This window comes from Shouchella patagoniensis (assembly GCF_002019705.1).
Taxonomy (GTDB): Bacteria; Bacillota; Bacilli; order Bacillales; family Bacillaceae_D; genus Shouchella; species Shouchella patagoniensis.
In genome coordinates, this window is record NZ_KV917377.1 from 899,814 (window position 1) to 926,184 (window position 26,371).

Genomic DNA, 26,371 nt, shown 5'->3' on the forward strand with positions numbered 1-26,371 from the left:
AAGCTGTCTTGCCCATTAAGCGTCTGGATGAAAGCAAACGCTTTTTGTGTGTGCGAAGACAGCTTTTTCATTTATTTGCTTTTCTCTTGTAAATCTTCATCCTTTGGCACACGGTGCGTAAGCTTGTCGCCTACTATTTCTTCAAGCGCCAATCCTACAAACTTATATGATTTCGGATTAACAACAAGGGGTGTTCGCCCTGGAACTTCTTTCATTTCTCTCGCACGTCTTGACGATACGGTAACCAATGAGTATTTCGAATCTAATTTTTCCAATAAACTATCAATAGAAGGATATAGCATTATTTTTTGACCTCCGCCAATTCTTGATATTTAAGGCGTTCCCGCCGACAATGTTCAGCTATTACGATTGATTTAATTCGTTCAACAGCCAGCTCAACTTCATCATTTTCAACAACATAATCATACATTTTCATTAAATCGATTTCTTCTTTTGCAACCGTCATCCGTTCATTAATAATCGCTTCCGTTTCAGTTCCCCGTCCAACAATGCGATCACGTAACTCTTTTAAACTTGGAGGTGCAAGGAAAATAAAAACACCTTCTGGAAAGGCTTTACGAACTTTTTGAGCGCCTTGGACTTCAATTTCCAATATGATATCTTTTCCACAGTTGATCGTATCTTTCACATACTCAACTGGTGTCCCGTAATAATTACCAACATATTCAGCCCACTCAAGCAAGCCACCATCATTAATCATTTGCTCAAACTCATCGCGAGTTTTAAAGAAATAATTAACCCCATGCTCTTCACCCGCGCGTGGTTTACGCGTTGTCGCCGATACAGAGTACTGTATAGCCGTATTTTGATTACGAAGTGCTCCACAAACCGTTCCTTTTCCGACTCCCGCAGGACCCGACAAGACGATTAGAAGCCCTTTCTCTCGTTTCATCAAGTAAGTTCTACCTCCTACCCTTTCTTCAAGCCTCTTCCGCTGCGTCTTCTTTTGTATGTAAACGTTGCGCAACTGTTTCTGGTTGGACAGCACTTAATATTACATGATCTGAATCGGTGACGATCACAGCGCGCGTCCGTCTCCCATATGTTGCGTCAATAAGCATATTGCGGTCACGTGCTTCCTGCATGATGCGCTTAATCGGCGCAGATTCAGGACTGACAATCGAAATAATCCGATTAGCTGAGACGATATTGCCAAACCCAATGTTTATTAGCTTTATAGTCATATTCAATCCCCCATTATGGTAACCGTTTCCTACTATCATCCATTATACCAAATCTTTCACCTGTTATACGATAAATCTTATCTGTTACATACAGAATATAGCTCAGTCTTATACTTTACCTTATTTCTTTTACTTCGTAAAGAACGAGAGCCCTTTACCATATGGCAGAGGGCTCTCGTTTTTTAAACGTTTTGCTCATTCACTTCGGGCTTCTTAAACAATTGAAACCCACCAAGTACAACAGTCGGAATCGCTGCCATACCAAGTACAAGTAGCCATTCGTGGACACCTAGTGGTACGGTGTGGAAAACAGGCTGCAGGTTTGGCATATAAATAACTGCTACCATTAGCAAGATGGAAATAATAACAGCTCCAACCAAATATTTATTTTCAAATAAATTTCGATGATAGATCGAATATTCACTTCTGCAATCAAAAACATGAATAAGTTGCGCCATTACAAGAGTTAGAAATGCAACGGTTTGAGCTAGCACTAGTTGTTCCGGGTTGTTTTGGTAAGTGAGTGCAAATGCAGCAATTGTTACGATACCAATCATAAAGCCCCTACTTACAATCTTCCATGCTAACCCTCTAGCAAAAACGCCCTCATCCGGTTTCCTCGGTTTCCTCTTCATTACATCTCCTTCGGCTTGATCCATGCCTAAGGCAACAGCAGGTAACCCATCAGTTACTAAGTTGATCCATAGGATTTGTATTGCAACAAGTGGCAATGGCATACCAAGCAACATTGCAAACAACATAACTAGTATCTCCCCAACATTGGATGCCAACATGTAGCGAATAAACTTTCGTATGTTCTCGTATATATTTCGTCCTTCCTTAATTGCTTCTTTAATCGTTAAGAAATTATCATCAGCAAGTACAAGTGATGAGGCCTCTTTTGCCACATCTGTTCCTGTTATTCCCATCGCAATCCCAATATTAGCTGCTTTTATGGCCGGAGCGTCATTAACTCCATCACCCGTCATTGCTACAATATGCCCTTTTCGCTGCAAAGCCTGGACAATTTTTAACTTGTGTTCTGGTGATACACGGGCATATACATACACTTCTTCAACAACATCTTCTAATTCTTCAACAGTCAATCTCGATAAAGTATTTCCATCCATCACCTTACCGTCTGGAGGCAATATCTTTAAATCTTCTGCAATTGCTGCTGCAGTAATTTGATGGTCCCCTGTAATCATAACCGTTTTAATACCAGCTTCACGACATTCTTGTATCGCTGTTCTTGCCTCGTCTCTAGGAGGATCAATCATGCCTTGTATACCTACTAATATAAGATCTTTCTCTGCCTCACTTGCTTGATTACAAGATTCCTCTTCCTTTAACGGGCGATAAGCAATTGCCAACGTACGTAATGCCTTTTCTGCCATCGTTTCTACTACTTCATCTACCTTTTGATGCCATTTAGGTGAAAATGATTCTGTTCTTCCATTAGTGATAAGGGACCGACATTTTGCTGCAACAATATCTGGGGCTCCTTTCGTTATTACATAGGATCTCCCTTGTCTATCTTTTACGATAATTGACATCATTTTTCGAGTTGAGTCAAATGGAAATTCAACCATTCTTCTATAGTTTTCCTCTAGTGAACTTTTTAAGAAACCCGCTTTCATTGCAGCCATTACAAGAGCGCCTTCCGTTGGGTCTCCATCAAGAATAAAACGTTGCTTTTTTTTCTTCTTTGTCTCTTTTTCTATGAAATTTGCATTGCTGCAAAGCGCCCCATAACTTAATAGTCGACTTATACTTGGATGGTTTTCCACAGACAAAGGCATATTCTCTTTCGTAAAATCACCAGCTAAATCAAACCCTGATCCACTTACATGAATAAATTCATTCCCTGACCAAAGTTGCTTAACAGTCATCTTATTTTGAGTTAGCGTCCCTGTTTTATCCGAACAAATAACTGAAGCACAACCAAGTGTTTCTACAGCAGGTAACTTACGCACAATTCCTTTTCGTTTTATCATTCGCTGAACACCAAGTGCTAAAGCCACCGTAACAATTGCTGGTAAACCTTCTGGAATAGCTGCTACAGCTAAAGATACACCAGAGATAAACATCGTACGCAAATCATGCCCTTGCAACAGTCCAATTACAACGACTAATGCAGTTAATAGAAGGGCGACGGTTATTAATGTCTTTCCTAACTGCTCTAGCCTACGTTGTAAAGGGGTAACCAAATTCTCAGTTCCTTGGAGCAAATGGGCAATTTTCCCCATCTCCGTTTTCATTCCAGTGCCAACTACCAGCCCCATACCACTTCCTTGAGTGACCATTGAACCCATAAACGCCATGTTTTCTTGATCACCAAGTGCGACATCAAGCTTTTCTATCGCAAGCTCATGCTTATGAACTGGTACAGATTCTCCTGTTAAAGAGGATTCATCAATTCTCAATCCTGAGACGCTCATTAAGCGAATATCAGCACCAACCCGGTCTCCTGCTATCATTTTTACAACATCACCAGGTACAACTTCTGCTGAAGGGACACGTACCCATACTTCATTTCTTAACACATGCATTTGAGGTGCAGAAAGCTCTTTTAATGCATCCAAAGATTTTTCTGCTTTACGTTCCTGTACGTAACCTAGAATTCCGTTTAACAATACAATAAACATAATTGTAATCGCATCAAGCACTTCACCAATTAATCCTGAAACAAGTGTTGCAGCTAACAATACAAGTACCATAAAGTCTTTAAATTGGGCCAAAAACGTTGCAATCGCTGATGGCCTTGCTGCCTCTTTTAACTTATTGGGCCCATAAGAGCCTAGACGTTTCTTCACATTCTTGTCGTTTAACCCTTTAGCAAAATTTGAATTTGTCTTGTACTCTACTTCTTCTGGCTTCATGCTATACCATTTCATCGCGCCACCCCGCATTTGCTTTTCACACTTTGTCCTCCTAAACTGTACATGCTCCCTTATACAAGCCATCTTATTCAGCAACGTCCAAAAAAATGCTATACTCGTTAGGAAACGATTCGGTAATGGTAAAGAGGTGAGCGCATGTCTTTTGATGGCATGATGACAAGAGCAGTAACAAATGAATTACAAATGCTAACTGGAGGGCGGATTAACAAAATCCACCAACCATTTAAAACAGAACTTGTATTTACAATTCGCGCTGGAGGCAAAAACCATTCGCTATTGGCATCTTCAAACGCGACATTCGCCCGAGTACATCTAACTGGGGAAAAGTATGAGAACCCAAGCGAACCCCCAATGTTCTGTATGTTGTTACGTAAACATTTGGAAGGCGGTTTTGTTGCTAGTATTGAACAAGACGGATATGACCGCGTTATTTCGATCACAGTTGCAAATAAAGATGAGCTTGGAGACACAACAGAAAAGAAGCTAATAATTGAAATTATGGGGCGCCACAGCAATATCATTTTAGTTGATACAAAAAGTGGCGTGGTTATTGACAGCATTAAACATGTTCGCTTCGATCAAAGTAGCTATCGAACTGTTGGTCCTGGTCAAACATATAAAAAACCACCGGAACAGCATAAAGCAGATCCATTAGCCGCAAATACAGATGATGTTCTTCGATCGATTGATTTTAATGCTGGAAAGCTCGATAAACAGCTTGTTGCGGCATTCGCTGGCATTTCCCCACTCTTGGCGAACGAAATTCTAGCAAGAGCAAAAATGGCAAACAGGCATTCACTTCCTAGCGCTTTTACAGAAATGATGGAGCCAATTGCCAACCATCAATACACACCAGAACTTGTAAAAGGAGAGAAAGAATTCTTTTCGATCGTTCACCTCTCGCATAAGCTAGGAGAACGACAAACCTTTTCAACGCCAAGTCTTCTGTTGGATCGCTTTTATTTTGGTAAAGGCGAGCGAGACCGAGTCAAACAACAAGCCTTCGATTTGGAACGCTTATTAAAAAATGAACATCAAAAAAATGTCCGTAAACAAAAAAAGTTACATCAAACACTTGCGCAAGCGGATGAAGCTCAGTCGTATCAAAAACAAGGAGAGCTTTTAACAGCGAATATGCACCTTGTGACCCGTGGAGCAAAATCAATTGATGTCATTGATTATTACAGTGAAAATGGTTCAACTTTAACGATTACGCTTGACCCTTTGAAAACCGCATCAGAGAATGCACAATTATTCTTTAAAAAATACCAAAAAGCAAAAACAGCACGCCTAGAAGTTGTTATTCAGATGGAAAAAACCGAGGAAGAACTTGCTTACCTTGAATCTCTTCTTCAACAAATGGAATCTGCATCTTCTCGTGATATTGAAGATATTCGTAATGAATTAATAGAAGGCGGCTACATTCGCAAACGGCCTCAACAAGGGAAAAAGAAGAAAAAACAGACAGATAAGCCTCACTTGGAGACTTACCGATCAACAGCAGGGATTGAATTCTTAGTTGGAAAAAATAACCGCCAAAATGATTATTTAACGAATCGTCTTGCAAGGCAAGATGAGGTCTGGCTCCACACAAAAGATATCCCAGGTTCACACGTCGTCATTCGAGACGTCTCTCCCGATGAGAAGACGCTTGCAGAAGCAGCGCTTGTAGCTGCTTATTTTTCAAAAGCACGAGAATCTAGTTCGGTGCCAGTTGATTACACGAAGATTCGTTATGTAAAAAAACCAAACGGTGCAAAACCAGGATACGTCACCTACGATCAACAAACCACATTATTTGTCACACCAAGTGAAGATGTAGTCCGCTCATTGCGATCTACGTAAAAAAAGCCGATTCCAGTTGCAACTGGAATCGGCTTTTTTATTATTTCTTCATACGTTTAAATTCTTCTAACGTTAGACCTCGTGCATCCGCTCTATATAAGTCACCATTCGCTTCTAAAATTGCCGTTGCATCTTTAATAAAATGTTCATCCTTCATTGTGCTAATCGTGCGAATTACACTTAGCAGTGCATCAATTTTTGCGTTTGCTTTTGCACTTTCATCCACTAGGTGATTAATTGTACTCTCACAGGCTTCTAAACGTGCTTTAACTAGATCAAACTCTTCTTGTGTTATGCTCATATTCGCGCCCCCTCCACGTCTTTTCATCTCTTGTCATTAACGTAACTTTTTTCATAAATTTGTAAAGTAATTAATCCTCATTTATAAACAAAAAACAACGCTTATGCGCTGTTTTCTTTCCTGTATCTAACTAATTGTTCCCTTACTAATGAATCCCAATCCATTAAGGACTGGGTGATGAATCATTCCATCTACTCCAGCAGTTAACAACATCTCATTTAATTGTTTTTCACTTTTTCGATGACGGCGTTCCGAAACCATTGCCCATTTCTGTAAATACATAGATTCTAATTCGGAAAGCTTGTGTGTTTTTGCATATGCTTCTGCGGCAGAACGATCCATTTCTGGTCCTGGATTTAACAATAGAAGAGTTCCCGTTGGCTTTAGAATTCGACTAAGTTCATTTATGCCTTGCTGTGGGTTGGGCAGAAGAAACAACACACATGTAGAAAAAACAATGTCGTAATGATGACTCGCTAATGGCAGATCCATCGCATCTCCAACAAAAGCTTTTGCTTTATCGCTAGCGCCTTCCGCTTGAAAGAGCTCGTTGGCTCGTTGCACCATGCCTGCCGACAAATCCACTCCCACAAGCTCGTTTGCTTCTAAAATGCCGCGTAATAGTAACCGTCCTGTTCCACAGCCAATGTCTGCGACCGCTTTATTTGCCCAACTACCTGACTCTACTTTTAATTTTCTATGAATCTCTGATAGCCAATTCGTACGCACCATGCCATCAAAAAAATCAACCAACTCGTCAAATTCTGCCCCATCCATTTTTCTCAGAAGATTCACCCGCCTAACAGACAAACATTAACGGTTCATCCACGTTATATCCTGAGGATCTTCCCGCCAAGCTGCCAGTTTCTTATGTTCTGCTTCAGTAATGGTTCCTCTTTTTTTCGCTTCTTCAACAAGCGTGGTATAACTCGTTAAAACGCGGAAGTCAAGTTCAGATTTTTTAAAATTAAGCATTCCTTGTTCTAATTCATAGGAGAAAATTGCTGCCACGAAAAGGACATGTGCATTTGCTTCTCGCAATGCCTCTGCTGCCGCAATTGAACTACCTCCTGTTGAGATCAAATCTTCAATAATAACTACTTTGCTACCAACAGGTAATTTTCCTTCAATTAAATTTTGTTTTCCATGCCCTTTTGCACTTCCCCGAACGTAAATCATAGGTAAATTTAATTCCTCGGCTACTAAGGCTGCATGGGGAATTCCAGCAGTTGCAGTCCCTGCGATAATTTCAGCATCAGGTGCATGTTCAAGAATAAGTTGCGCTAGTCCTTTTGCCACATCTTTGCGTACTGTTGGATAAGAGAGTGTTAAACGATTGTCACAATAGATAGGTGATTTTAAACCAGAACTCCATGTAAATGGCTCTGATGGCGATAAACTAACCGCCTGAATATCGAGTAAGTGATTTGCAATTAAAGTACTCATTTAGTTATACCCCCTTCCCAATCTTCCTTCATTTCCTTATAGACGACAAGTGGTTCGTTTGCCATCGTAATGCTTCTTCCAACAACGATCGCCGTACTACCAAGTTCCCGCGCTTGTCCTGGTGTTACAATACGAACTTGGTCACCTTCCTGGTCTGATATACGCCGAATTCCAGGGGTAACAGTTAGAAATTCACTTCCGCATGTCGCACGAATAAGCGGCACTTCCTGCGCCGAACAAACCACGCCGTCAAGTCCACTTTTTTTTGCAAGGCTAGCATACGTACCAACAACTTGCTCAAGCGGTTGGTTAATAAGAAGTTCTTCTTGAAGCATCTCCCTACTCGTGCTTGTTAACTGCGTCACAGCAATGAGCTTCGGTCTCTTATTGCCTACTTTTGTACCCGCATCAAGACCTTCTAATGCCGCTTCCATCATTTTGCGTCCGCCAGCAGCGTGAACATTAATCATATCAATCTCTAATTCAGCCAGCACCCGCATTGTACGTCCCACTGTATTCGGAATATCATGAAGCTTTAAATCAAGAAATAATCCATGCCCTGCATGTTTTAATTCATCAATTATTTGGAAACCTTCCCGGTAAAATAACTCCATGCCTACTTTCACATCAATTGAATGTCCCTCAAACGCCTTTAAGAACTGTTTTCTCTTAGATGAATCGTTAAAATCTAGCGCAATAAAGAGTGGGTTTTGCATGATTTCCAACTCCCTCCAATCAATTCTTGAATGGATTCCACTTCCATCTCATCAAGCCAGCTTGGCAAATCGTCGATAATTGTGGGGCAAGTGAACGGATCAACAAAATTCGCTGTACCAACAGCGACGCAACTAGCGCCCGCAAGCAAAAACTCAATGACATCTTGCGCATTTTGAATACCACCCATACCGATTATCGGGATATCAACTTGTTGACTTACTTGATGAATCATCCGCAATGCCACAGGTTTAATCGCCGGTCCAGACAAACCTCCATATTGATTTGACAGCACGGGTTGACGTGTTTTTGTATCAATCCTCATCCCAAGCAATGTGTTAATCATGGATAAACCATCTGCTCCAGCGCCTTCTACTGCTCTTGCCATTGAAACAATGTCAGCCACATTAGGCGATAACTTCACGTAGACAGGTACAGACGAGACAGCTTTAACTTCCTTCGTTAGCTGGGCAGCGGTTTCCGGAACCGTACCAAACGCAATGCCACCTTCTTTCACATTCGGACAAGAAATATTTAACTCGAGTGCCGCAATGTTTTTTTCTTTTGAAAGTCGATCAGCGACTTGAATGTAATCATCCATTGTCGATCCAGCGATATTAGCTAATATTGGCACCTCATATTTATCAAACCGAGGTAACTCATTTTTTATGACACCTTCAAGGCCTGGATTCTGTAATCCAATTGCGTTTAACATGCCTGCTTTTGTTTCAGCAACGCGAGGTGTTGGATTGCCGAAACGTGCTTCAGGCGTTGTTGCTTTAATTGCAATTGCCCCTAATCGACCAAGATCATAAAACGCTGCGTACTCTTTTCCAAATCCAAAGCATCCAGATGCAGGCATAACCGGATTTTTCATCGTAAGTCCTGGCAACTTTACTTGCATACGATTCATTACAGCACAACCTCCCCTACCGGAAATACCGGCCCATCAGTACAAACCTTGCGATACTCATGCGCAGCGCCGTTTTCCAGATGGCACACACAAGCAAAACATGCTCCAATACCACATCCCATGCGTTCTTCGAGTGAGATAAATGCCCGCTTTTCCCGATAGCGTTCCGTCATCACTTTTAACATTGGAGTTGGTCCGCATGAATAAAGGATATTAAAACGTAACTGATGTTCATCAATCGCATTCGTTACAAAACCATGAATTCCATAGCTTCCATCAACAGTCGTGATATACACATCACCTAAAGATTGAAACTCTTTCTCATAAAAAACATCCGCTTTTGAGGCAAAACCGAGCACAGCTATGACACGGACACCTTTTTCAGTCAACTGTTTCGCTAAATAATACAATGGTGGTACGCCAATTCCACCGCCAACTAACAGCGCAGTCTCGCCTTGTTGGACTTCATCTATAGGGAAACCTTGACCTAAAGGACCTAGCACATCCACTTGCATACCTTCTACTCGCTTGGCAAGTCGTTTTGTCCCTTCTCCTCCCGCCCTATAAATCATTGTCACTTCTTCCTTTTCCATATCAACATTTGCAATGCTAATTGGACGACGTAAAAGAAGATCTTCTGTCTGGTCGACACGTATATGCAAAAATTGACCAGGTTGTCGCATGAATTTAACTGTATCTCCTGCCAAAACCAACTCAAAACTATCTTTTGCAATTTTTGTTTGCTTCACAACTGATAATTGCCCGTGTAATTGTTTCATTTCACTGCCTCCCATAGCTTGTTATGCAAGCCACCAGCTCTTTTAACCGGTGGCTCTAGCATAATCATTTATACGTGATGCGGCATGCTTTCAGCGGCAAATGTGATGGATTCAAGCACACTCAACAATGCTGCAGCCGTGTCAATGGATGTTAAACACACAACACCATTTTCAACTGATTCACGTCGGATCCGGAATCCATCACGTGCTGGTTGCTTCCCACGGGTAAGAGTATTAATGACAAACTGAGCTTCCCCTTGACGGATCGTGTCAAGCAAATGGGGTTCGCCTTCATTAATTTTATTGACAACTTTTGCTGGAATTCCGGCTTCTGCTAACACGCTAGCCGTCCCTGACGTTGCCATAATGCTGTATCCAATGTCATGAAATCGTTTTGCAATTTCAACGGATTCGTCCTTATCTTTATTAGCAACTGTGAACAACACCGAGCCATGGGTCGGAATGTTCATCCCCGATGCCACTAGACCTTTGTAAAGGGCTTTTTCAAGTGTTTTATCACGGCCCATCACTTCCCCAGTTGACTTCATTTCTGGCCCAAGCGATATATCAACACGGCGTAACTTCGCAAAAGAGAATACTGGAACTTTAACTGAAACTTCCTTCGCTTCAGGATGATACCCCGAACCGTAACCAAGTCCCTCAAGTGTCTCACCTAGCATGACGCGAGTTGCGACATTTGCCATGGGCACCCCTGTAATTTTACTTAGGAAAGGCACTGTGCGACTTGAACGTGGGTTCACCTCTAGTACATATACTTCGTCTTTATGCCAAACAAACTGGATGTTCAGCAAGCCAACAATATTTAAGCCTTTAGCAATACTAGTTGTCCGCTCAATTAGAAGCTGCTTTATATGATCTGGAACGGTTTGTGGAGGGTAAACGGCGATTGAGTCACCAGAATGAACACCAGCCCGCTCAATATGTTCCATAATGCCTGGAATATACACATCTTTGCCATCGCTAATTGCATCAACTTCGAGCTCTTTTCCAGTCAGATAACGATCAACCAATACTGGATGCTTTGGATTTACTTTTACAGCCGTTTCCATATAGCGCAAGAGTTCTTCTTCATGATATACGATCTCCATCGCTCGTCCGCCAAGTACATACGAAGGACGTACAAGTACTGGATAGCCAATGTCGGTAGCAATTGCAACCGCGCCGTCAACCGAAGTAGCTGTTTTACCAAGAGGTTGCGGAATTCCTAAACTTTCTAGCGCTTGTTCAAACTTATCCCGGTTTTCGGCCCGATCCATATCCTCAAGCGTTGTGCCGATGATTTCCACACCACGAGCTGATAAATCCGCTGCTAAATTAATAGCCGTTTGACCGCCAAATTGTACAATTACACCTTTTGGTTTTTCCAAGTTGACAACATTCATTACATCTTCTACTGTTAACGGTTCAAAATAGAGCTTATCTGACGTTGAGAAATCAGTTGATACTGTCTCTGGATTATTGTTCATAATAATTGCTTCATACCCTGCTTCTTTAATGGCCCATACCGTATGAACTGTCGCATAATCAAACTCAATCCCTTGACCAATTCGAATTGGTCCAGACCCTAGTACAAGAATGCTTTCTTTTTCAGTCCGTTTCGATTCATTTTCTTGCTCATATGTTCCATAAAAGTAAGGGGTTGGCGATGAAAATTCTGCTGCACACGTATCTACCATCTTAAATACTGGTACGACCCCAGCCGCTTGCCTTAATTCATAAACGGCTTCTTCATCTGTTTCCCATTTTCGACTAATGTAGGAATCCGAAAATCCAGCTCGCTTTAAACGACGCAACACCGTTTCATCCGTCCGTGCATCCGCCAATAACTGCTCTAACGCAACAATTCGAGCCAGTTTTTGTAAAAACAATCGATCAATTTTGGTCGTTTGATGAATTTCTTCGATTGATACACCTTTTCGCAGTAGAGCACCGATGGCAAACAGCCTCTCATCATCCGCTTTTGAGATTTTAACCAATAACTCTTCAGCTGTCTTATCTTCAAGAGCAGCATCAATCAAGTGATCATATCCTGCTTCAAGCGAGCGAATGGCTTTTAAAATCGACTCTTCCAATGACCTTCCAATTGCCATGACTTCCCCGGTTGCTTTCATTTGTGTGCCAAGCTTACGGTTTGCAGATTCAAACTTATCAAATGGCCAGCGGGGAATTTTTGAAACAACATAATCAAGCGCTGGTTCAAAACTTGCATAGGTTGTTTCTGTAACCGGATTTTTTAACTCATCTAAATGATAGCCAACCGCAATTTTCGCAGCAATTTTCGCGATCGGATAGCCAGTTGCTTTAGAAGCAAGTGCAGAAGACCGACTCACACGGGGATTCACTTCAATGATGTAATACTGGTCGCTGTCTGCATCAAGAGCGAATTGAACATTACAGCCTCCTTCAATTCCTAATGCACGAATAATCGAGAGTGAGGAATTTCGCAGCATTTGGTAATCGCGATCCGATAAAGTTTGACTTGGTGCAAATACAATCGAGTCGCCTGTGTGAACACCAACTGGATCAAAGTTCTCCATATTGCAAACAACAATTGCTTCATCTTTTGCATCACGCATAACTTCATACTCAACCTCTTTAAAACCAGCAATGCTTTTTTCTACCAAACATTGGGTGACCGGGCTATATTTTAACCCACTCGCCACGATTTCAGCTAAATCTTCACTAGTATAAGCGATGCCGCCGCCTGTACCTCCTAACGTATACGCAGGACGAATAATGACTGGATAGCCGACCGTTTCAACAAATTTAACGGCTTCAGCAAGCGTGTGAACAATCTCACTTTCAGGAACCGGTTCACCTAGAAGGTTCATCAAAGCACGAAACTGTTCCCGATCTTCTGCCTGTTCAATTGCATCAAGCTTTGTGCCAAGTAGTTCGATCTCATACTGTTCTAAAACACCTGCATTTTTTAACTCTAGTGCCATGTTTAATCCGGTTTGACCGCCTAGTGTCGGTAAAAGGCCATCAGGGCGTTCTTTTCGTATAATCCGACTCACAAATTCTAGCGTAAGCGGCTCGATGTAAACCCGATCTGCCATTGTTGTATCCGTCATAATCGTCGCTGGATTCGAGTTAATTAGAATAACTTCATACCCTTCTTCTTTTAACGCTTGGCAAGCTTGCGTGCCTGCATAATCAAACTCGGCTGCCTGTCCAATCACGATAGGACCTGATCCGATTACTAAAATCTTCTTTAAATCTGTACGTTTTGGCATAATCCCACTCCCCTAGATGTTCTATGCAAGAACTTTTGCTTTTGCTTCTGTCATCATGCGAATAAATTCGTCAAATAAGTAATTAGCATCATGGGGACCTGGTGAAGCTTCCGGATGATATTGTACACTAAACGCTTGTGCCTGTTTGTGGCGTAGCCCCTCTACTGTCCCATCATTTACCGCCTCATGTGTTAATTCAAGCTCTGTCCCTTCAAGTGACCACGCATCAACTGTATATCCATGGTTTTGGGCAGTGATATCAATTCTCCCTGTCACTATCTCCCGTACAGGATGGTTAGAACCCCGATGACCAAAAGTCAATTTGCTTGTTGTTGCTCCACACGCCAAAGCAAGCAGTTGATGACCGAGACAGATACCAAACAATGGTATTTCACCAATCAGTTCTTTAACTGTTTGAACAGTCTCTGGTACATTCTCAGGATTGCCTGGACCATTTGAAACAAGGACTCCATCGACACCAAGACGTTTTATCTCGTCAGCACCAGTGTTGTAAGGAACTACTACAACGTCACATTGTCGCTCAATTAATGATTGGAGAATACCATGCTTCATACCACAATCAATAAGAGCGACCCGCATCCCTTTTCCGGGCACATGATAGGCCGTGTTTACGGATACCTTTGATACTTGGTCGGTCAGTGGTTTACTGTTTTTCAAACTTGCAGCCACTTCTTCCGGAATGGCCTCCATATCACAAATGCGGCCACGTAACGTTCCAAATGCCCGAATTTTTCTCGTCAGCATACGCGTATCGATTCCAGCCAGACCCGGGATGTTTTTAGCAACAAGTAGGTCATGGAGCGATTCTTGCTCGCGCCAATGGCTTGGCTCAAGCTCAACCTCTCGAACGATGAGTCCAGCAATTGCTGGATTAAGTGATTCGAAATCGTCCCGATTGATTCCATAGTTTCCAATCAACGGATACGTTAACATCACAATTTGCCCACAATAAGAAGGGTCTGATAAAATTTCTTGATATCCTGTCATCCCCGTATTAAAGACAACTTCGCCGCTCATGACGAGATCCGCGCCAAATCCTTCTCCTTTAAATACCGTTCCGTCTTCAAGTATCAGCTGTTTATGCATTGATGATTCGCTCCTTTTTATAGACGGTTTCCCCTGCAACAATCGTTGTTTGCGGGATGCCTTCGCATGTCCATCCAGCAAATGGGGTGTTTTTACCTTTCGAGTAAAATGTATTTGGGTCAATTGTTTCTTTCGCCGTTAAATCGATAAGTGTGAGATCAGCTTCTGCACCTACTGTTAATGTTCCATAAGGTAGGTTAAATGTTTGCGCAGGCTTTATCGTAAGCCAATCAAGCAATTGTTTAAGCGTAAAAGTACCTGGCTTTACTAGATGTGTATATAAAAGTTGGAAAGCCGATTCTAATCCGACAATGCCAAATGGTGCTCGTTCAATTGATGTATTTTTTTCTTCTAAAGTATGTGGGGCATGATCTGTTGCAATAAAATCGATTGTTCCATCAAGTAGGCCAGCAATAAGCGCATCGCGATCATCCTTCCCTCTTAATGGCGGGTTCATTTTATAGTTTGTATCTTGTCCTTCGATATCGTCTTCACAAAGCAATAAATGGTGCGGCGTTACTTCTGCTGTTACGCGAATCCCCGCCTGTTTCGCATCTCGGATGACACGAACTGATTCTTTTGTTGACACATGACAGACATGATAATGGGTACCCGCCGCTTCCGCGAGTAACACGTCTCGTGCAATATGAACCGATTCGCAGACAGAAGGAATTCCATTTAAACCTTGTTCAGTTGAGTAACGTCCTTCGTGAACGGCTCCACCGTTAATGAGGGAATTGTCTTCACAATGGGCTACAACGGCCATGCCAAGCGCTGCAGCTTCCTTCATTGCAGCAAACATCATGCCTGCTTCTTGAATACCAACCCCGTCATCTGTAAAAGCAAAGGCGCCCGCTTCTTTTAATGCAGCAAAATCAGTGAGTTCTTTACCTAATTGACGTGTTGTAATAGATGCATAAGGAAGAACTCTGACCAGACCTGATTCTGCGATTCGCGCTTGTAATGTGTTCATTTGCTCTGCGGTATCCGGTACCGGTCGGGTATTTGGCATTGCAGCAACAGTTGTAAACCCACCACGAGCCGCGGCCTTCGTTCCCGTTTCAATTGTTTCTTTCTTTTCGCCGCCAGGTTCCCGCAAATGAATATGTGCATCAACAAACCCCGGACTAATAAGAAGCCCAGTCGCATCAATCCATTCGACTATCTGTTCTTCTTTTACAACATCGCTTATTTTTCCCGCTTTTATATACACATCTTTTTCAATTCTTTCGCCTTTTTCATCAATAATGAATCCGCCCGTTATTTTTGTAGCCATTATCTGACATCCCCTTTTATTGTTGTCTTTATGCTTCTAGCGCACGTTTTAAAACAGCCATCCGCACCGCTACCCCGTTTGCACTTTGTTTAAATATTCTTGATCTTCTACATTCAACAAGCGAGCTAGCTATTTCCACGCCTCGGTTAACCGGAGCCGGGTGCATGATGATACTACCTTGTCTCATAGTTGCCTCCCGTTTTTCCGTTAACCCAAAAGTGGAGTGATAACCTTCTTTTGAAAAGAGAGTAGTTCCATCATGACGTTCATGCTGAACACGTAACATCATAAGGACATCTGATTGTTTAGCAGCTTCATCCATTGAAAGGTGCCGATATGAATGTTTAAAATCCCCCATCCACTCGTTGGGCCCAGCAATTCTCACCGTTGCACCAAGTCTCGACAAAATATCTGCATTCGATCGCGCCACTCGGCTATGAATAAGGTCACCAGCAATTGTTACTTGTAAACCCTCAAATGAAGCAAACTCTTGCTTCATTGTTAATAAGTCGAGAAGGGATTGAGTTGGGTGATTACCGCACCCATCACCTGCGTTAATAACTGGGATCGTTAAACCTTGAAGCTCTTTAAAATAAGCGTCTTGAGAATGACGAATCACTAGAGCATTTGCACCGATTGATTCAAGTGTACGAGCCGTATCATACAAGCTCTCACCTTTCTTCGTGCTGGAATGGTCACCATCAAATTGAAGCATCTCTAAACCTAACCGTTTTTCAGCCACTTCAAAGCTAAATCTTGTTCGCGTACTAGCTTCAAAAAACAAGTTCGCTATAAACGTTTGCTTTGCTGGACGCCAATAGCGTCCACTGGCAAAAAGTTCCGCTTCACAAAGCAACTTAGCAACGTCTTCTAGATCTAAATCACTCATTGTATGAAGTCCTTTTAGTAATGCCTTTTCCATTTGTAACCCCATCATCATTTGGCCTCCTCATTTTTAAACGCAAGCCTTACGATTCGCTATCAAATATTTGCTTTTTTCCATAACTAACACTTCGATTTGGAAGAATTCCATGTAAGATTAACCCTATAATTGTTGCAAGGGACATTCCTGCAATTTCAAATGTGTCAGAGAAACGCACCGTCGCACCACCAATACCAATGACTAGAATAATTGATGCGATAACCATGTTTCGCTTTTCTCCCATATCAACACTGTTATCTATAAGCATTCTAACTCCTGCTGAAGCAATGATCCCAAATAGCAGAATTGAGATACCTCCCATGACTGCTTCTGGGATGGAACTTATTAATGCCGCAATTTTCCCTATGAATGAGAAGGCGATCGCCAGTACTGCGGCACCACCGACAACAAAGACGCTAAATACTCTAGTTATAGCTACAACTCCTACATTTTCTCCGTATGTCGTATTTGGTGGTCCCCCAATCGAAGCTGCAATCATTGTTGCAATTCCATCACCCATGACCGTACGATGCATACCTGGTTTTTCAAGAAAGTTTTTTCCCGCTACTTTGCTTAATACCATTAATTGTCCGGTATGTTCAGCCAATGTAACGAGTGCAACAGGTGCCATTATGGCAACAATTGCCCAATTCAAACTCGGTGTGTACGTTACAAATGGTACAAGCAATTCTGGTGATGAGAACCAAGGTGCTTCACGAATTGGGCTAAGATCAATTAAACCTTGCCATAAAGCAAACACATAACCCGCAATTAACCCAAGCAATATCGGAATTAGGTTCAAAAAACCTTTGAAGTACATCGTTGCAATCACCGCCACCGCAAGGGTGACACTCGCTGTTGCAATATGGACTAAGCTATAAACCGGTTCTTCTCCAACAGGCGTGCCTGGTAGATACATCGCGTTGCCTATGGCCGTTGTCGCTAAACTTAATCCAATAACCATAATGACTGGCCCCACTACAATTGGCGGCAACACTTTTGTAATCCAGTCCGTACCTGCTGCCTTAATAACTAGAGCAACAATCCCATAAACCAATCCAGCAAAGAAACTCCCTATCATTGCACCTTCTGTACCGCCTAACCCTTGCGCAGCAATTATTGGGGCAATAAAAGCAAATGAAGACCCGAGGTATGCTGGTACCTGCCCTTTTGTAACAAGAATAAAAGCAAGCGTTCCAAGTCCACTTGATAAAAGTGCCGTAGCTGGACTCATATCAACTAAAAATGGTACGAGCACAGTCGCTCCAAACATCGCACATAGATGTTGCAAGCTAAACAATAGCCATTGGTCCGGACGTGGTATTTCTTTAATGCCTAATCTCATTTTCGGTTGACTCATTTTCTTTTCTCCTTTAGCTTGCTTTTTCGTAAAAAAAGCCTCCTGATATGGTCAGGAGGCAGCAAGAAAGAAGCGCAGGTGTGGCATATGGGCCCATGCGTTTCTATCCTCTTGCTAGCCTCACTGGACTGTATTTAAAGAGGAACTATACAATTGTAACTGCATCTTTTTGATCAACTTCACTGAGCTGAGCAGAGATGCGTTCTTTTTTTGCTGTTGGAACATTCTTTCCAACATAATCAGGTCGGATCGGCAATTCTCTGTGGCCACGATCAATTAAAACGGCGAGTTGAATTAATGATGGTCGTCCAAGATCCATTAAAGCATCGAGTGCCGCTCTTACTGTACGACCAGTATATAACACATCATCTACAAGAATGACGGTTCGCCCATTGATATCCGCAGAGATATCCGTTCCTTGTAGAACCGGATCGAGGTCGTCAGTTTTAGGTGTTAAATCATCGCGGTAAAGAGTAATGTCCACTTCACCTACTGGAACTGTTTCACCTTCAATTTCCTCAATTCTCATTGCTAACCGGTTCGCCAAGTAAATTCCCCTCGTTTTAATTCCAACAAGGACACAATTCTCAACGCCTTTATTCCGTTCAATAACCTCGTGGGACATCCGGGTAATCGCCCGGCGTATCGCATCTTCATCTAAAATGAGCCTGGACAATTCAATTCCTCCTAACAAAAATCCCCTACTGTCCTATAAGAGGGCAGAGGGGATTTTAGGCATAATTATCCTATCACCGGCTCCTTGACAGCCTCACTGGACCGCTCTTAAAGGACGCTTTCTATTATTTATTAGTATGCCAAAGGTTTGTATCAAAGTCAATGTTTATCTCTTAATTCCTTTAATAGTTCTTCCATTTCTGGTGGAACCGGCGCTTGGAAACGCATTGCTTCCCCTGTACGTGGATGAGTAAACCCAAGCGTCTCTGCGTGTAGAGCTTGACCAGCAATCGCTAATGTTTTCTTAGGTCCATATTTTGGATCACCTGCAATTGGGTGATCAATATAGTTAAAATGAACTCTAATTTGGTGAGTACGTCCTGTTTCAAGTTCACACGTTACATAACTATATTCCTCAAATGTTTCTTCAAGTATAAAATGAGTGATCGCAGGCCGACTATTCACATGTGTAACGGCCATCTTTTGACGATCTTTTTGATCACGACCAATCGGGGCATCAATTGTTCCTTTTGAGTGAGAAATGACGCCATGGACGATTGCTTTATACTGTCTTTCTGTTGTTTTCGCTTTTAATTCCTTAGATAAATGCTCATGTGCATGGTCATTTTTAGCAGCCATTAACAAGCCAGAGGTGTCTTTATCAATACGGTGCACAATACCTGGACGAATCGTTCCATTAATACCGGACAAATCATTACAATGGTATAAAAGTGCATTAACTAACGTTCCACTGTAATGCCCTGGTGCAGGGTGAACCACCATTCCCTTTGGTTTATTAACGACAATCACATCTTCATCCTCATACACAACGTCGAGAGGAATTTCCTCTGGCTCAATATTGACTTCTTCCGGCTCTGGTTCGATTAATTCAATCCGATCGCCCGTTTGTACTTTATGGTTTGCTTTAATTTGAGAGCCATTTACTTGTACTGCACCATCTTGAATCCAGCGCTGTACATGGGTCCGCGACGCTTGCCCGTGCAAATCAACAACAAGCTTATCAATTCTCGCGTTATGATTCTCTTCTGTAATTACCCATGTTTGCATTTATTTACTGCCCCTTTTTTCTTTTCTTGATTCCATAATCAAGTTCATTATAAATAAACCGACACCAATTGTTAGCGCTGAATCGGCAATATTAAAGATCGGAAAATTACCAAACGTATCAATAAAATCAACAACCTCTTGCCTTAACACACGATCAATGAAATTGCCAATTGCCCCACCTAAAACAAAACCAAGCGCCCATTTAAGCAATGTATGATTTCTTGCTTCTGTTTGAATCAAATAAATAAGAACTCCAACCATTACAATTGTCACGACATAAAAAAACCACATTTGCCCCTGAAGTATGCCGAATGCTGCGCCACTATTGCGATGGGAGAGTATGTAAAACACATTTTCAATGATTGTTATCCGTTCGCCAAGTTCCATGTTTTGCACTACAAGCCATTTTGTCCATTGGTCAAGTGCAATAATAAGAAGCGCAATTATGTATGCCATTCACTAATCCCCCAGTCCCTTATAGGCTAAGTGTAGCACATTTCTGTTAAAAAGTCCTCGTCTCCTCAACGCAAATTCAACTAGAAAAAACGCCCTACTAACGGACGTTATTTTCTACTCTCGCGATATGCTTTATAATGTTCATTTTGCTGAATATCTACGCTCTCGGGACCATGATAACCGTCAATCCCAGTTGAAAGGAAACCTTCATACTCTTCAACACCATTTGCACCATAAAGGTCTGTATCCCCCGTCTCTTCGTCATATTCAACTGACGTATCATTAAAACGAGCAACCATCTGATAGGCATCTTCCCCATCAAATTCTGTCTCATTATCTGCTTGATCTTTATTGGACTTGGAAAACCCTCTTAAAACATCTTCTTCAACTGGTCGATACTCTTCAAATGGCTTGCTTTCACTAACAATCGTACGTGCTGTCGGAAACGCTTCTAGTCGTTCCAAAGGAATTGCTTTCCCTGTTTTTTCACATATTCCATACGACCCATCCATGATTTTCTTTAAGGCATGTTCTATTTCATGTACCTCTTCTTCCATATGCTGATGAATGGCAGCATCCTTTTCACGGTCAAATAAGTCGGTTGCATTGTCAGCAGGATGATTGTCATATTCAGATAATTCCTGCGTATTATGATCTACCTCTGTTTTATGAATATGCTCAAGTAGTTCCACTTTGCGACATTCTAATGTTTGCTTTGCTTCTCTTAAATGCTTATCCATGAGCTCTAACCCCTTTCATCTTTTATTAGCTTTTCCTAAAAAAAAGGATTGTCCCATGTAAATGTAACCAAAAAAGGCCAGCTTTAAAGGCTGACCTTCTTCCTCATTTATTCAACATGAGCATAGTGCTTGTTAACTGTTTCGGCACAGTTCGAACATAACGACGGATGGTTTTCTTGTTCTCCAACTGTTTGTGAAACTTGCCAGCAGCGACCACACGTTTCACCTTCTGCTTTCTCTACAAGAACAGCTATTTCTTCAAACACTTGCGCATCGCTAGGAATTTCTTCTGTAACAGATGCAATTCGTACATTTGAGACAATAAAGAGCTTACTTAAGCTTTCCGTTTCCTTAAGTAGTTTTCTCGTCTGTTCATTCGGATAAAGCGTAAGAGAAGATTGTAACGACTTACCAATTACTTTTTCGTTGCGAGCTACTTCCAACGCTTTTAAAACTTCATCCCGGACTCGCATAAACGCATTCCAATGTGCTTTTAAGCCATCGTAGTCACCTTGTTCAATCGCTGATGGCATATCAGTTAGTTGTACACTTTCTTCAGTTTGACCAGGCAAATTCTCCCATACTTCATCTGCTGTGTGTGGCAAAATAGGAGCAATCAATTTCGTTAATGAGGTTAGAACCTCATACATAACGGTTTGAAAAGCTCTTCTCTCAGGATGATCAGCATGCTCAATATAAAGCGTATCTTTGGAAATGTCCATATAAAACGAGCTTAACTCAACTGTACAGAAGTTACGGAAATTATTATAAACGTTCAGGAATTGATACGATTTATAGTCATCATGAATTCTGTTGGTTAACTCATTTAATTTCACCAACATAAATTTATGCACACCTTGAAGATCCTCTTGCTTTACCGAATTTGTTTCAGGGTTAAAATCGTGAAGATTACCAAGCAAAAAGCGGAATGTGTTGCGAATCTTCCGGTACGTTTCAGCAACTTGTTTTAAAATCGGATCAGATACACGGCTGTCTGCTTGGTAGTCAACGGACGCAACCCATAGGCGGAGGATATCTGCGCCAAGTTGTTTCATAACATCATTAGGAACAATGATATTCCCTAGAGATTTACTCATCTTTTTCCCTTCTCCATCCATAACAAACCCATGGCTAAGTACTCCTTTATACGGAGCAATTCCATTAATAGCAACAGAAGTCGTTAGAGAAGAATTAAACCATCCTCGATATTGGTCGCTTCCTTCAAAATAAAGATCCGCTGGATGAACAAGATCATCTCGTTCTTTTAAAACGCCTTGATGAGAAGAACCAGAGTCAAACCAAACATCCATAATATCCGTTTCTTTTGTGAAGATCCCATTAGGGCTATGAGGTGAAGTAAACCCATCAGGTAGCAACTCTTTTGCTTCACGCTCGAACCAAATGTTTGATCCATGTTCACGAAATAGAGTTGATACATGTGAAATGGTTTCTTCCGTTAAAATTTCCGTTCCATCTTCCCCATAAAAAACAGGAATTGGCACTCCCCATGCACGTTGGCGAGAAATACACCAGTCGCCACGATCACGAACCATATTATGCAAGCGCGTTTCCCCCCACGCAGGAACCCACTCGGTTTTGCGAACTGCCTCTAACAGATCCTCCCGAATATCGGCTATTGATGCAAACCATTGTGCTGTTGCACGGAATATAACTGGCTTTTTCGTACGCCAGTCGTGAGGATAAGAATGCGTTATAAAGGATAATTTTAACAATGCCCCTGCCTCTTCAAGCATTTCAGATACTTTTTTGTTAATATTATCGTAAAATTCTCCTTCAAAACCAGGCGCTTCATTTGTCATAACACCTTTATCATCTACGGGACAAAGAACGTCCAACCCATATTTCTGACCAATGATAAAGTCATCTTCACCATGACCTGGTGCTGTATGAACACATCCCGTACCAGCATCTAGGGTAACATGTTCACCATTCATAACAAGTGAGTCACGATCATAAAAAGGATGGCGCGCAACAATGTGTTCTAACTCATTCCCTTTTATTGTTTTAGTAACAACAGCATCGTCCCATTCAAGCGTTGTTTTCACTTCGTCAAATAAACCACTTGCAACCACAAGAGATCGTCCACCAGTCTTGACAACACTATACTCCAAATCAGGGTGAACAGAAATTCCTAAGTTAGCAGGAAGCGTCCATGGAGTCGTGGTCCAAATAACAAATGCATCGTCTTCTGATAAAACGCCCTTGCCATCAATTACTTTAAAAGCGACGTAGATGGAGCCAGATCGTTTATCATGGTATTCTATTTCAGCTTCTGCAAGTGCTGATTCAGATGAAGGTGACCAATACACAGGTTTTTTACCTTTGTAAATAAAACCTTTTTTAGCCATATCCCCAAACACTTTAATTTGTTCCGCTTCAAATTCCTTTTCTAGCGTAATGTATGGATTCCACCAGTCCCCGCGGACACCAAGACGCATAAATTGTTCTCTCTGACTATTTACTTGATTCATTGCATATTCTTCACATAACTTACGGAAATCGGCGATGCTCATCTTTTTGCGGTCGATTTTCTTCTTTTTCGTTAATGCTGTTTCAATTGGAAGACCATGTGTATCCCACCCCGGTACGTAAGGTGCGTAAAAGCCTGTCATTGATTTATAACGGACGATAAAGTCCTTAATAATCTTATTTAGCGCATGCCCCATATGAATATCGCCATTCGCGTATGGAGGACCATCATGTAATACAAAGTGAGGTCTTCCTTTTGTTCGATCTTGCACTTTTTGATAAATATCTTGTTGTTCCCAATTTTCTTGCCTCTTTGGCTCACTGTTTGGTAAATTACCTCGCATCGGAAACCCAGTCTTAGGCATTAATAGCGTCTTTTTATAATCCATCTTTTTTTTGCTCCTTTACATCGTTAATATACAAAAAAACCTTCTCATCCCAACAAGGGACGAGAAGGTTTTCCCGCGGTACCACCCTAATGGAAGACAAGCTTCCACTCTTATCTGATAACGCAGATGACGCGCCGCAAACTACTTATTTCGAAAGCGGAACTAAAGGGCGATTCATAATGAACGATGTAACCAGGCTCTCACCACCCCCGGTTCGCTTTCCTACATCTTGGTGTCCATTAACAGTCCCTCTCAATGTTTTTAACGTTCATTTATAGTCTTTTGTATTATAGCAGTATGAAAACGAAATGCAACAAGCTCTATGACTTTTCCTGCTCTTGCTGTTCTTTAAACAATTCTTCTTCATCAAATTCTTCATTACCGGCAAACTGCTCCCAATCATCTGTTTGCAGCATTTCCATTTGGGCTTCAATTAACATTTTAAAGCGCATTTTGTAGACGGAAGCTTGCTTTTTCAGTTCTTCCATTTCCATCATCACTTTACGTGATTTCGTTAACGCTTCATTGACAATGCGATTCGCATTCTTCTCTGATTCTTTAATAATGAGTTGAGCTTCTTTTTGTGCGTTTCCACGAAGATCATCTGCAGCTTCTTGGGCAACAAGAATGGATTTGTTTAATGTTTCTTCAATGTTATTAAAATGAGCCAGCTTCTCATCTAATGTATTTACTTGCTCAAATAAATCTTTTTTCTCCCTTAAAACTGCTTCATAATCCTTGATTACTTGATCAAGAAATTCGTTCACTTCATCTTCATCATATCCGCGAAAAGAACGGGTAAATTCCTTATTGTGAATATCTAATGGCGTTAAAGGCAACGCGTCCACCTCCATGACATACTAATTGTTCACTATCTTTCATTCGACATCATCTTCAACTATCCTGCCAATAACAAGGCAAATCAACAAATTTCGCGACTTATTTACATAAATACAAAGATAAGCGCAATCATACTCTTATCTTATCTAATTTATTTCTTTCTTCCAAGTACTAACCGAATTTTGTCTTTTTTAGTTATGCCTTCTTGACTTATAACTTTGCCTCTTCCATAACCTCGTACGGATAAGTAATCGCCAACATCAACCCGAAATGCAGTATCGTCTACAAGTCTCCAATTCACTTTTACAATTCCTTTTTCAATTGCTTCTGCAGCTTTAGAGCGAGAGAATCCATATACCGCAGCAATCACTGAATCAAGCCTCATCGATGAAACAAGTGAATTTATTTCATTCCACTGCTCTTTTTCTAAATTGAGCTTGTCCACTTGCTCAAAGGTTACTGAGACTTTGCCCACTTGTTCAAGCGACATGCGAACAAACGTCTCTGCTTCCTTTGTACAAGCAAATGAAAATGAAGCATCATCAACGGATATATCACCAAATTTTTCTCTTACCATTCCCGTGTTCATCAATGCACCTAAAACATCACGATGACTAATTGACACAAATTTGCTTGAATAAGGGGCTTTTAACAAAGAAATTTCCCAATCGATAGGTTCCGCTGATAAATAAGATGGTCGCAGAGCAGCCCGCTTCCGTTCGCAACCATCTGCGCCACCAAAAAACTGAAGGTCACAGTCATCATCTTTACCAATAATCGAAAAGACAATATCCTGCTGACGCGGATCAAGAAAGTCGGTCAACCTTTCTTGGTGAAAGTGAATAACCTGCTCATGCAAATCCTTTAATTGATCAATAAATGGACGTTCTTCTGGTCGAAAATGTTCATACATCGTGTCTACCTATAACCACGAAAGGACCATTTGGTGTAATCCATCTAATCCCATTGTTGCAAATCGAAGGACCATGATTGCAACGATTGGAGAGAGATCAATCATTCCTAATGGAGGAATAAAACTACGGAACATCTCCAAATAAGGATCGACTACCTTACCAAGAATTTGACCAAATGTAGAATCTCTGCCACCAATCCATGACATGATGATATAAATAAAAATCGCAAAGAAATATAAAGTGGCTGCATTTTTTATTAGATAAAAAAGAAAATCAACTAATTGTACCATTTATTATTGGTTCACCTACTTTCGCACACTGACTACCTGTTTTATTGATTCATTAAATCGCTAATGGAACCGGTAATCTCCACATTATCAGGCGTACAGAGGAAAATACTTGGTCCTAGCTTTTGAATGTCTCCTCCAATAGCATAAACGGTTCCGCTTAAAAAATCTACTACCCTTAAAGCATGTCCATTTTCTATTTGTAGCAAATTAATGACAACAGCCTTACGCCTTTTTAAGTGGTCTGCTATTTCTTGAACTTCATCATAGGACTTTGGTTCGACCAAAATCATTTTTGCGTTTTTTTGTACACTTTTTAACTGTACAACGTTTTGTGATTGGTCTTTTGAAGCCAACCCTTCTTCTCGCACTGAATCGTTCTCCTTTGTTTGTGGCGGCTCTTCAACAAACCGTTCCACTTCTTCGACATGGTCCTCTAGATTAAAGTATTGTTTGAACTTCGATTTAAAGCCCATTGTCTTCC

At 41.4% G+C, this 26,371-nt stretch carries 25 protein-coding genes; 1 reads left to right on the forward strand and 24 read right to left on the reverse strand.

The window, feature by feature from the left end:
* Positions 1-71: 71 nt before the first annotated feature.
* The 4 genes from rpoZ to BK584_RS04875 form a co-directional block, all read right to left on the reverse strand.
* Positions 72-302 (reverse strand): DNA-directed RNA polymerase subunit omega, encoded by a 231-nt coding sequence (rpoZ, locus tag BK584_RS04860; protein WP_078391546.1) that lies wholly within the window; start codon positions 300-302, stop codon positions 72-74.
* Complete coding sequence (gmk, locus tag BK584_RS04865) at positions 302-913, reverse strand: guanylate kinase (RefSeq protein ID WP_078395412.1); 612 nt, start codon at positions 911-913, stop codon at positions 302-304. Before gmk ends, rpoZ begins: the two co-directional genes overlap by 1 nt.
* A 28-nt stretch (positions 914-941) precedes the next feature.
* Complete coding sequence (gene remA, locus BK584_RS04870) at positions 942-1,205, reverse strand: extracellular matrix/biofilm regulator RemA (protein WP_078391547.1); 264 nt, start codon at positions 1,203-1,205, stop codon at positions 942-944.
* Positions 1,206-1,387: 182 nt separating this feature from the next.
* Positions 1,388-4,102 carry a cation-translocating P-type ATPase gene (locus BK584_RS04875; RefSeq protein ID WP_139365610.1) on the reverse strand — a complete coding sequence of 905 codons (2,715 nt, stop codon included), beginning with the start codon at positions 4,100-4,102 and terminating at the stop codon, positions 1,388-1,390.
* A gap of 141 nt (positions 4,103-4,243) precedes the next feature.
* On the opposite strand from BK584_RS04875, the gene BK584_RS04880 reads away from it, so the two are divergent.
* The gene (locus BK584_RS04880) at positions 4,244-5,953 is read left to right on the forward strand and encodes an Rqc2 family fibronectin-binding protein (protein WP_078391548.1); all 1,710 of its coding nucleotides are present in this window, start codon (positions 4,244-4,246) and stop codon (positions 5,951-5,953) included.
* Between the two features lie 40 nt (positions 5,954-5,993).
* On the opposite strand, the gene BK584_RS04885 is transcribed toward BK584_RS04880, so the two are convergent.
* From BK584_RS04885 to BK584_RS04980, 20 genes are all read right to left on the reverse strand, one after another.
* The gene (locus tag BK584_RS04885) at positions 5,994-6,254 is read right to left on the reverse strand and encodes a hypothetical protein (RefSeq protein WP_078391549.1); all 261 of its coding nucleotides are present in this window, start codon (positions 6,252-6,254) and stop codon (positions 5,994-5,996) included.
* Between the two features lie 126 nt (positions 6,255-6,380).
* A complete protein-coding gene (locus tag BK584_RS04890) occupies positions 6,381-7,031 on the reverse strand; it encodes a class I SAM-dependent methyltransferase (protein WP_245808805.1) in 651 nt (216 codons plus the stop codon).
* 36 nt (positions 7,032-7,067) lie between these two features.
* The gene (gene pyrE / locus BK584_RS04895) at positions 7,068-7,700 is read right to left on the reverse strand and encodes an orotate phosphoribosyltransferase (RefSeq protein WP_078391550.1); all 633 of its coding nucleotides are present in this window, start codon (positions 7,698-7,700) and stop codon (positions 7,068-7,070) included.
* Entirely contained in the window at positions 7,697-8,416 is a 720-nt protein-coding gene (gene pyrF / locus BK584_RS04900; protein ID WP_078391551.1) for an orotidine-5'-phosphate decarboxylase, read from the reverse strand. Before pyrF ends, pyrE begins: the two co-directional genes overlap by 4 nt.
* Positions 8,389-9,327, reverse strand: coding sequence for a dihydroorotate dehydrogenase (locus BK584_RS04905; protein WP_078391552.1), 939 nt, complete (start codon positions 9,325-9,327; stop codon positions 8,389-8,391). Before BK584_RS04905 ends, pyrF begins: the two co-directional genes overlap by 28 nt.
* The gene (locus BK584_RS04910) at positions 9,327-10,106 is read right to left on the reverse strand and encodes a dihydroorotate dehydrogenase electron transfer subunit (protein WP_078391553.1); all 780 of its coding nucleotides are present in this window, start codon (positions 10,104-10,106) and stop codon (positions 9,327-9,329) included. The genes BK584_RS04905 and BK584_RS04910 overlap by 1 nt, the downstream gene beginning before the upstream one ends.
* 68 nt (positions 10,107-10,174) lie before the next feature.
* The gene (carB, locus tag BK584_RS04915; RefSeq protein ID WP_078391554.1) at positions 10,175-13,363 is read right to left on the reverse strand and encodes a carbamoyl-phosphate synthase large subunit; all 3,189 of its coding nucleotides are present in this window, start codon (positions 13,361-13,363) and stop codon (positions 10,175-10,177) included.
* Positions 13,364-13,384: 21 nt separating this feature from the next.
* Positions 13,385-14,470: a carbamoyl phosphate synthase small subunit gene (locus BK584_RS04920; RefSeq protein WP_078391555.1), complete on the reverse strand. Its 1,086-nt coding sequence runs from the start codon at positions 14,468-14,470 to the stop codon at positions 13,385-13,387.
* On the reverse strand, positions 14,463-15,746 hold the full coding sequence (gene pyrC, locus BK584_RS04925) for a dihydroorotase (RefSeq protein WP_078391556.1): 1,284 nt from the start codon (positions 15,744-15,746) through the stop codon (positions 14,463-14,465). The genes BK584_RS04920 and pyrC overlap by 8 nt, the downstream gene beginning before the upstream one ends.
* 28 nt (positions 15,747-15,774) lie before the next feature.
* On the reverse strand, positions 15,775-16,683 hold the full coding sequence (locus tag BK584_RS04930) for an aspartate carbamoyltransferase catalytic subunit (protein ID WP_078391557.1): 909 nt from the start codon (positions 16,681-16,683) through the stop codon (positions 15,775-15,777).
* 31 nt (positions 16,684-16,714) lie between these two features.
* Positions 16,715-18,028 (reverse strand): solute carrier family 23 protein, encoded by a 1,314-nt coding sequence (locus BK584_RS04935; protein WP_078391558.1) that lies wholly within the window; start codon positions 18,026-18,028, stop codon positions 16,715-16,717.
* 145 nt (positions 18,029-18,173) lie between these two features.
* Complete coding sequence (pyrR, locus tag BK584_RS04940) at positions 18,174-18,704, reverse strand: bifunctional pyr operon transcriptional regulator/uracil phosphoribosyltransferase PyrR (protein ID WP_078391559.1); 531 nt, start codon at positions 18,702-18,704, stop codon at positions 18,174-18,176.
* A 158-nt stretch (positions 18,705-18,862) separates the two neighbouring features.
* Positions 18,863-19,771 (reverse strand): RluA family pseudouridine synthase, encoded by a 909-nt coding sequence (locus BK584_RS04945; RefSeq protein WP_078391560.1) that lies wholly within the window; start codon positions 19,769-19,771, stop codon positions 18,863-18,865.
* Positions 19,772-20,227, reverse strand: coding sequence for a signal peptidase II (lspA, locus tag BK584_RS04950; RefSeq protein WP_078391561.1), 456 nt, complete (start codon positions 20,225-20,227; stop codon positions 19,772-19,774). It lies immediately after the preceding gene.
* 107 nt (positions 20,228-20,334) lie between these two features.
* Positions 20,335-20,967: a TraR/DksA C4-type zinc finger protein gene (locus tag BK584_RS04955; protein ID WP_078391562.1), complete on the reverse strand. Its 633-nt coding sequence runs from the start codon at positions 20,965-20,967 to the stop codon at positions 20,335-20,337.
* A 107-nt stretch (positions 20,968-21,074) separates the two neighbouring features.
* Positions 21,075-23,846: an isoleucine--tRNA ligase gene (gene ileS, locus BK584_RS04960; protein ID WP_078391563.1), complete on the reverse strand. Its 2,772-nt coding sequence runs from the start codon at positions 23,844-23,846 to the stop codon at positions 21,075-21,077.
* 320 nt (positions 23,847-24,166) lie between these two features.
* A complete protein-coding gene (locus BK584_RS04965; RefSeq protein WP_078391564.1) occupies positions 24,167-24,685 on the reverse strand; it encodes a DivIVA domain-containing protein in 519 nt (172 codons plus the stop codon).
* 152 nt (positions 24,686-24,837) lie between these two features.
* On the reverse strand, positions 24,838-25,599 hold the full coding sequence (locus BK584_RS04970) for a YlmH family RNA-binding protein (protein ID WP_078391565.1): 762 nt from the start codon (positions 25,597-25,599) through the stop codon (positions 24,838-24,840).
* A gap of 9 nt (positions 25,600-25,608) precedes the next feature.
* Positions 25,609-25,890 (reverse strand): YggT family protein, encoded by a 282-nt coding sequence (locus BK584_RS04975; protein ID WP_078391566.1) that lies wholly within the window; start codon positions 25,888-25,890, stop codon positions 25,609-25,611.
* 41 nt (positions 25,891-25,931) lie between these two features.
* Positions 25,932-26,363 carry a cell division protein SepF gene (locus BK584_RS04980; RefSeq protein WP_078391567.1) on the reverse strand — a complete coding sequence of 144 codons (432 nt, stop codon included), beginning with the start codon at positions 26,361-26,363 and terminating at the stop codon, positions 25,932-25,934.
* Positions 26,364-26,371 lie beyond the last annotated feature (8 nt).

Coding starts and splice junctions, on each gene's coding strand:
- BK584_RS04875 (WP_139365610.1), bottom strand. CDS start 4,102: ATGAAATGGTATAGCATGAAGCCAGAAGAAGTAGAGTACAAGACAAAT.
- carB (WP_078391554.1), bottom strand. CDS start 13,363: ATGCCAAAACGTACAGATTTAAAGAAGATTTTAGTAATCGGATCAGGT.
- pyrF (WP_078391551.1), bottom strand. CDS start 8,416: ATGCAAAACCCACTCTTTATTGCGCTAGATTTTAACGATTCATCTAAG.
- BK584_RS04970 (WP_078391565.1), bottom strand. CDS start 25,599: ATGTATGAACATTTTCGACCAGAAGAACGTCCATTTATTGATCAATTA.
- remA (WP_078391547.1), bottom strand. CDS start 1,205: ATGACTATAAAGCTAATAAACATTGGGTTTGGCAATATCGTCTCAGCT.
- BK584_RS04945 (WP_078391560.1), bottom strand. CDS start 19,771: ATGCAAACATGGGTAATTACAGAAGAGAATCATAACGCGAGAATTGAT.
- BK584_RS04980 (WP_078391567.1), bottom strand. CDS start 26,363: ATGGGCTTTAAATCGAAGTTCAAACAATACTTTAATCTAGAGGACCAT.
- pyrE (WP_078391550.1), bottom strand. CDS start 7,700: ATGAGTACTTTAATTGCAAATCACTTACTCGATATTCAGGCGGTTAGT.
- rpoZ (WP_078391546.1), bottom strand. CDS start 302: ATGCTATATCCTTCTATTGATAGTTTATTGGAAAAATTAGATTCGAAA.
- BK584_RS04920 (WP_078391555.1), bottom strand. CDS start 14,470: ATGCATAAACAGCTGATACTTGAAGACGGAACGGTATTTAAAGGAGAA.
- BK584_RS04910 (WP_078391553.1), bottom strand. CDS start 10,106: ATGAAACAATTACACGGGCAATTATCAGTTGTGAAGCAAACAAAAATT.
- BK584_RS04885 (WP_078391549.1), bottom strand. CDS start 6,254: ATGAGCATAACACAAGAAGAGTTTGATCTAGTTAAAGCACGTTTAGAA.
- pyrC (WP_078391556.1), bottom strand. CDS start 15,746: ATGGCTACAAAAATAACGGGCGGATTCATTATTGATGAAAAAGGCGAA.
- BK584_RS04905 (WP_078391552.1), bottom strand. CDS start 9,327: ATGAATCGTATGCAAGTAAAGTTGCCAGGACTTACGATGAAAAATCCG.
- BK584_RS04955 (WP_078391562.1), bottom strand. CDS start 20,967: ATGGATAAGCATTTAAGAGAAGCAAAGCAAACATTAGAATGTCGCAAA.
- BK584_RS04935 (WP_078391558.1), bottom strand. CDS start 18,028: ATGAGTCAACCGAAAATGAGATTAGGCATTAAAGAAATACCACGTCCG.
- BK584_RS04890 (WP_245808805.1), bottom strand. CDS start 7,031: ATGGATGGGGCAGAATTTGACGAGTTGGTTGATTTTTTTGATGGCATG.
- lspA (WP_078391561.1), bottom strand. CDS start 20,227: ATGGCATACATAATTGCGCTTCTTATTATTGCACTTGACCAATGGACA.
- ileS (WP_078391563.1), bottom strand. CDS start 23,846: ATGGATTATAAAAAGACGCTATTAATGCCTAAGACTGGGTTTCCGATG.
- BK584_RS04930 (WP_078391557.1), bottom strand. CDS start 16,683: ATGATGGGGTTACAAATGGAAAAGGCATTACTAAAAGGACTTCATACA.
- BK584_RS04880 (WP_078391548.1), top strand. CDS start 4,244: ATGTCTTTTGATGGCATGATGACAAGAGCAGTAACAAATGAATTACAA.
- gmk (WP_078395412.1), bottom strand. CDS start 913: ATGAAACGAGAGAAAGGGCTTCTAATCGTCTTGTCGGGTCCTGCGGGA.
- BK584_RS04975 (WP_078391566.1), bottom strand. CDS start 25,890: ATGGTACAATTAGTTGATTTTCTTTTTTATCTAATAAAAAATGCAGCC.